This window comes from Nostoc sp., from assembly GCF_036917515.1.
Taxonomy (GTDB): domain Bacteria; phylum Cyanobacteriota; class Cyanobacteriia; order Cyanobacteriales; family Nostocaceae; genus Nostoc.
This window is the reverse complement of sequence record NZ_JBALDE010000147.1, coordinates 21,705-28,180: the sequence shown is the minus strand read 5'-3', so window position 1 is coordinate 28,180 and position 6,476 is coordinate 21,705. Positions and strand designations below refer to the sequence as shown.

Sequence of the window (6,476 nt, the reverse complement as noted above, 5' to 3'; positions counted from 1 at the left end):
ATGCTGAAGTATTCAATTCGATTATTACTTCATTACTTGAAGTACGGGAAAATACCCGTGTTAACCTGATTCATCCCGCACTTATGCAACGCCGAGGAAGAGACTGAACATTTCCGTCGCTGGTTTGCAACACCTGTAGAACAGAGGTGGACAGATCCTAGCCTCGAAACTCCTTGGGACTTATATTCTATGTTTGATGCTTTTCAAAATGGTGAATATCAATTAATTGCTTGTAGCATGGTTTCTGCCGACAGAGCTAAACTGGAGTTTGAACCCTTTAGTTATCCCTACGGTGGAACTGGTGCAATACAGGCGTTAGTTGCATCCTTCGATTTTGTAATTCTTGCAGAAGATGACGGTACAGGATACACAAAATTTAACCTGTAGTTTCAGAAACAGTGGGCAATTTAAACCTTTCGCCGTCCCTATTGGATGAGATAGCTACGCCAAATTGATTGTGTGTTTTTACTACCTTTTTCTGGAAGCAGCAATCGCCAGGTTTTACCTTCTTGCTGAATTTGTAGGTAAACTTGAAAAGGTTTTTGTGGTTGTGTCAAGCGGCGTTTTGGTAACTTGATAATCAAATCGTAGGTTCCCTGAACGCGAAAAGCTGGTAAATTTTCAATCGTCAGGGGTTGTTCTTGGGTAATTGATAGCCGCTTGATTTCAAATCCTTGAAAATCTAAATCCAACTGTTGACTAAGTTTTTGTTGAGTTTGTTCTATCCCAAGTGCGATCGCTTTTTGCACTAAATCGCTAGTCGGTAGTAGTCCAATACTGCCACAAGCTGTCATTAGTACCAGCAATATTACTGTTAAAACTAACCGCACCATGTTATTCCTGAGATTCCACTTATCAGCGATAGTATAACTGTAGTTTCTCTCAATTCTCTCATCTACCATGTCAAAACAGTCTATAGGTCTTGATAACCAACTCTACAATTATCTTTTATCCGTTTCGCTACGGGAACCAGAGATTCTTGGGAGGTTGCGCCAAGAAACTGCAAATCATCCCCGGGGTGGAATGCAGATTTCACCAGAACAAGGGCAATTTATGAGGCTTCTAGTGCAGTTGATTGCAGCGAAGAAAACCCTAGAAGTTGGAGTGTTTACGGGTTATAGCTCACTTTCTGTAGCTTTGGCACTACCAGCTGATGGCAAGATTATCGCTTGTGATGTAAGTGAAGAATTTACTGCGATCGCTCGGCGGTATTGGCAAGAAGCTGGAGTTGCTGATAAAATCGCTCTCCAATTGGCACCAGCTTTAGAAACTTTAGATCGGCTATTGGCAACTGGGCAAGCTGAAACTTTCGATTTTGCCTTTATTGATGCTGATAAAGAAAATTATGATGCATATTATGAGCGATCGCTGCAATTAGTGCGTCCAGGTGGATTGATTGCGATTGATAATGTTTTATGGTCTGGACAAGTCGCCCAGGAGCAAAATCAAGATGAAAGCACCCAAGCAATCCGGGCGCTCAACCATAAGTTACATCATGACGAACGCATTACCCTCTCTGTTCTCCCCATCGGCGATGGACTTACTTTAGCAATCAAGCGACCTTAATACAGTAAGAGCGCACAACTAACTGTGCGCCCTTATATATGTTCTACTTCTATTTACTTAGAAGTTATAGCCAATTCCTAACTGTAATCCGACATCAGTATCATCCACAAAAGCAGCATTTACACCACCTGTTAGCGTCAGTTTAGAACCGATAGGAAGGTCTACACCACCTGTTAACAGTAATCCAATATCAGTATCGGCATTAGCTTCAATTGCTATACCAGCACCAATGTAAGGAGATATAGCAAAGCTTCTTTCACCCACTGAACCTGCTCTGCGGGGAGAAAAATCTAAAGTCACAGGAACTAGAAATACTGTATCGTCCCCGAAGATCACCGATGGTCGCACCGATATAAAGTTTGTCAGACCAAGTTTGCTGATCACTGTAAAGTTAGTGTCGCTCAGAGCTGTATCATCGCCGCTCAAACCAATGTTACCACCAACTCCGATATAGCTTCTGCCACCACGAGTACTTCTACCTACGTTAACATCAGATGTCCCATTTCCTGTTGGTGGCTGATTTAACTTACTGATGTTAACATCAGGCGGAATCAGGACTTGGTTAATTGCATGGATAATACCATTGCTAGCTTTTACGTCCGCCTGGAGAACTCTGGCATTATTCACCGAGACTTGACTGTTTGCGGAATCGATTTTAACATTTACAGGTCTTCCTTCATCGGTTGTCAATTCCCCTGCCGAGAGTTGACTAGCAGTTACCGCACCCGGAACCACATGATATCTCAAAATCTTAACTAATGCTTCTCTGTTCTCTGGTTGTTGTAACTGTTGTAAGGTAGCAGCAGGCAAAGCCGCAAATGCGTCATTGGTGGGAGCGAAGACTGTATAAGGGCCTGGCTGTTGAAGAGTATCTGCTAGACCAGCTGTCTTTAATAAAGAAGTTAAAGTTGTAAAAGAACTACTGGATGCAGTCAGAGAAACAATATCAGTACTGACAGGAGTTCCAGCTACAACGTACTGACTAGCTGGAAGATTGCTAGCAATGGGTTGTGCCCGTCCCTGTTTAACTAAAGCTTGATATAAAAGTGCTGCTGCTTCAGCACGAGTCAAAGACTGTTGGGGATTGAGTTGTTTTACATCCGGGTAGTTGACAACAAGATTACCTACTGTTGCTGCTGCCACACTGCCAACAGCATATTCCGGGATGGCTGAAGCATCGTTATAAAAATTAGTAAGAGTACTTGTATCGCCACCAGTTAAACCTAAGCCATTACTTAAAGCAACGATCCCCTGTACTCTGGGAATTTCTTGATTTGGTCTAAACACATTCCCTGGATAGCCTGCCAAAAATCCAGTTTCGTAGGCGTTTTGAATTGCAGCAGCTGCCCAGTAGTTAGCAGGAACATCACTAAATCCACCTGCACTTAATTGCCGAACTCGGTTTTGATTACCGAAAGCTTTTTGAATCAAGGCAGCAAATTCAGCACGAGTTACAGGCTGATTTGGTCTATAAGTGCCATCAGGAAAGCCACTAATCACATTATTCTCAGCTAGGGCTTGAATGAAGGGACGCGCCCAATAATCTGAGGAAACATCAGACAGGTTAACTGTTGAAGTAGGCGATGGTGTTGCAGGTGATGGTGTTGCAGGTGATGGTGTGTCAGGTGATGGTGTTGCAGGTGATGATGTGTCAGGTGATGGTGTTGTAGATGGAACAGGAGTTTGAGATGAAGCTGGGGCAGAAATTACGATGGGAGTTATTGTAGCAGCTGTCATTCCCAGAACTAGCAAAGTAACCTTTGCTGATGACCAACGAAACAAACTAGACATGGAAATATCCTCTTTTCAATTTCTTGGGTTGACGATTGGAAAATACTGGATGCAAGGCTAAGTGAATACAAATATCTAGATGATTATTTGGTTCGCCTCGACATGAAAACCAGAAATGAAACCTGTTAGCTCTGGAAAATTAAAACGCTGAACATTATGAGTAGCTGCTCTGATATCTCATAACGTTTATCCTCATGTGCACCACACATAGTATCGAATTCCTATTTTTTTTAAGAACCGCAGAGCACACTAAAAATAAGCATGGTCCCTGTGGTAATATAATATGTTGCAACAATAAAGAGAATTAATGCAAGTAGGCGATTTTATTCAGTTCTAAAATTGCAGTCAAGCAGTAAAATAATTGGCTTTGATAGCCGTCTCTTTATAATTGCCGACGAAGGTTGATGCCGTCAAACTCAATGTATCATAATCTTTAGCAATATTTAAGAAATAAAATTAATCTTGGCGATATGGCGTATTATTAATCTTTTATTGAGATTGTACAACTAACTCAGGGCTGGATTTTGAAGAAAAAGTTTCACTCTTTAGATAGTTGTCATTGATGGGAAATTTTCAAATACTAAGCTGGAAATTAGCGATCGCAATCAAAAATTTTGAGCCTGATTGTACCAAGATTTTCGGCTAAGAATTATTTTTTTACAAAAGACAATTTTATGAAAATGACCCTAAAGATAAACTAGGGTTTTTAAAAGATGTCTAATCTGTATCAATATTGCTCACAACTCCTCTGGAGGTAAGGCAACAAATCCAGTTTTTAGTCCACGTTTGAACCCTGCATTTTCATAGAAGTTCAACGTCTCTTCACGTTTTGAACCACTCAGAAGCATCACTTTATAGCACTGTTGCTCCCATGCTAAAGCTAACGCATAATGTAACACCTGTGTACCAAATCCCTGTTGTCGATAATCGAGATGGGTGACAACATTTTCAATAATGCCGTATGGACGTGCGCCACGCGTCAAGTTGGGAACAATAGTTAAATTACATGTTGCTACTAACTGGTTATCAACATCAGCCACAATGTAATACAAACGGGGATCGCATAAAATCCCATCCCAGATAGATTGTAAAACATCGTCAGTCGGTAAAGGCGCATCAACTGGATTTAGATGGTTATATAAAGCCAAAAGTTGGGGAAGTTCGTCGCGTGTAATCAGGCGAACAGTAATTATCGGTTTCGACAAAGCTGTATTAGAGTAATTTTTGACAATTTTAAATGTCAAAATTATGGGAATGTCAATTCAGTGCGAGCGATTCCAGCGCGTTCATGACGGGCTAACAGTTTAACTGTACTACCTTGAGGCACACGTACCACCCATTCCACTTTTGCCCGATCCTTGGTAGGATCGCTGTGCCGTCTAATGGGAGTTGAGGGCTTATAGGCTCGTCCTTCTAATTGACCTAACTCTTCACGGGGCTTACCCGTTACTAAACTTCCCCCAGAAGATAGTTCAATTTCACAGATACAACCCCGCACCAGCTTTTTTTCTAAGGCTTTTTGGGTGATGTTGGTGGGCAACCAGCCTGTGTTTTGTACAACCAATCGTACTCGATAAGTATCGTTACCCAAGTTGTGAACACTGGCTTCGTAAATCTCTAAACGAGGAGATATTAATAGATGCCAAACCAGCCATTCTGGGAAGAGGGCAATTTCTTTCTCCAGAAACTCAGGAGGTGGATTTGTCCAAGCGTACATAGTATCCCAGCCGCCTAGTTCAATCTGGCCGAGTTGAGGATGCTCGAAGGGATACCAATCTACGTAGCCCTTACCTACAAGTTTTTCATCGTTCCAACGCAGCAACTTCAGGTCATCTTCTACAGGGTGTTCTCGCTGCCAATCGATGTATTTATAATCATTAATTCCAGCTTGGCGCTGCGGACTCCAGACTTCCACTGTCCAAGCAAATAGACCTTGGTATTCATAAGCCCAGTCGTCGAATGTACCTGTAATTACGTCTTTGGGGTCATAGCGGAAATCATGAAAGGCAGAGATGGCTGGGTATTGGGTGAGTTCAGTACCTTTTGCGCCAATGCGTTGATAGGTGCGGAGGTCATTGACAGGGAATTCGTCATCACTGAGGTGGGTGTAGGGACGGATGAGAACACTGCTAAAGGTATGAAAGGTGATCGCTCCTGTAATATTAGGATGTGTAGTGATAAACTCAACAAGCGATCGCACTTCTGTTTCAGATGTAGGATAAGGGCCAGACCCCGATTGCTCAGATTCTTGCCGCCATAAAAATGGAAAATTCCGGTTTAAATCTAGCCCTTCTTTAGAACGCTGAATTTTAATCTCAACTCCGTCGTAATTTTCTATCTTTCCTTCCGGTAGTACGCGATAATACTGACCACCTGTTTCTGTTGGTTCGCGCCGCACCAGCAGGCGGGGTTCAGTAGGACAGACTTTCCAAGCCCCATTAGCATCGGGGATTCGCATCAGTAAAATCCGACCATCGCCATCGATATCTTCCATCACTAACCCATCGTTGCCTTCGTCATCATAGGGATAAGGACGAGTACCGGAGCGAATAAATTTTGGTTTGTCAGCCAATGCCAATTCAGCACCATCAGGATTGACACGGGGACAAATGTAGAAGGTGCGGGTATCTAAACAACGGGTAATTTCTGGGTGAGTACCGTAAGCTGTAACTAATGTTTGCAATAGGTATAAACAAACACTTGATGGTGCTAATTCAGTGGCGTGAATGTTGCCATCAACCCAAAGGGCAGGCTTTTCTTGATGTGCGCCAGTGGCAAAGTTGGTTACTGTTAATAGCCAGATGTCACGTTCTTCGTAACTCTTGCCAATGCTTTCTATGCGTACTAGTTGGGGAAATTCCTTTGCATAACTGTGTAGAATGCGTGTTAAGTCTTCATAACGATAGTATTTATCAAACCGAACATCTGGCATAATAAACCCCTCAGTACGAATTATTTTAAACCTATTGCCGTTTCAATTCTTGTATCAATAGCTGACAAGGCTTACTAGCTTCCCTAGCTTGTTGTCTAAACTGTTTAGCTTGTTCGCGATCAGTCAAACACACTTCAGTTGCTTTTTTACTAAATTTTGTAGCTTGACTACTGAGTTATTTGATTCG

General features: G+C 42.3%; 6 protein-coding genes. 2 read left to right on the top strand and 4 right to left on the bottom strand.

Annotated elements, in window-relative coordinates:
* Nucleotides 1–189 precede the first annotated feature (189 nt).
* Nucleotides 190–387 (top strand): hypothetical protein, encoded by a 198-nt coding sequence (locus V7K89_RS19005; protein ID WP_335189761.1) that lies wholly within the window; start codon nt 190–192, stop codon nt 385–387.
* A gap of 38 nt (nt 388–425) precedes the next feature.
* On the opposite strand, the gene V7K89_RS19000 is transcribed toward V7K89_RS19005, so the two are convergent.
* On the bottom strand, nt 426–833 hold the full coding sequence (locus tag V7K89_RS19000) for a hypothetical protein (protein WP_335189763.1): 408 nt from the start codon (nt 831–833) through the stop codon (nt 426–428).
* 67 nt (nt 834–900) lie between these two features.
* On the opposite strand from V7K89_RS19000, the gene V7K89_RS18995 reads away from it, so the two are divergent.
* A complete protein-coding gene (locus tag V7K89_RS18995; RefSeq protein WP_335189759.1) occupies nt 901–1,566 on the top strand; it encodes a class I SAM-dependent methyltransferase in 666 nt (221 codons plus the stop codon).
* A gap of 57 nt (nt 1,567–1,623) precedes the next feature.
* On the opposite strand, the gene V7K89_RS18990 is transcribed toward V7K89_RS18995, so the two are convergent.
* From V7K89_RS18990 to V7K89_RS18980, 3 genes are all read right to left on the bottom strand, one after another.
* Nucleotides 1,624–3,357 carry a fasciclin domain-containing protein gene (locus tag V7K89_RS18990; RefSeq protein ID WP_335189757.1) on the bottom strand — a complete coding sequence of 578 codons (1,734 nt, stop codon included), beginning with the start codon at nt 3,355–3,357 and terminating at the stop codon, nt 1,624–1,626.
* A gap of 737 nt (nt 3,358–4,094) precedes the next feature.
* Nucleotides 4,095–4,601 carry a GNAT family N-acetyltransferase gene (locus V7K89_RS18985; RefSeq protein ID WP_335189755.1) on the bottom strand — a complete coding sequence of 169 codons (507 nt, stop codon included), beginning with the start codon at nt 4,599–4,601 and terminating at the stop codon, nt 4,095–4,097.
* A 2-nt stretch (nt 4,602–4,603) separates the two neighbouring features.
* On the bottom strand, nt 4,604–6,289 hold the full coding sequence (locus tag V7K89_RS18980) for a M14 family metallopeptidase (protein WP_335189752.1): 1,686 nt from the start codon (nt 6,287–6,289) through the stop codon (nt 4,604–4,606).
* Between the last annotated feature and the right edge of the window lie 187 nt (nt 6,290–6,476).

Excerpts from the sequence above, each read along its gene's own strand:
- V7K89_RS19000 (WP_335189763.1), bottom strand. The coding sequence starts at position 833 with ATGGTGCGGTTAGTTTTAACAGTAATATTGCTGGTACTAATGACAGCT.
- V7K89_RS18980 (WP_335189752.1), bottom strand. The coding sequence starts at position 6,289 with ATGCCAGATGTTCGGTTTGATAAATACTATCGTTATGAAGACTTAACA.
- V7K89_RS18990 (WP_335189757.1), bottom strand. The coding sequence starts at position 3,357 with ATGTCTAGTTTGTTTCGTTGGTCATCAGCAAAGGTTACTTTGCTAGTT.
- V7K89_RS18995 (WP_335189759.1), top strand. The coding sequence starts at position 901 with ATGTCAAAACAGTCTATAGGTCTTGATAACCAACTCTACAATTATCTT.
- V7K89_RS19005 (WP_335189761.1), top strand. The coding sequence starts at position 190 with ATGTTTGATGCTTTTCAAAATGGTGAATATCAATTAATTGCTTGTAGC.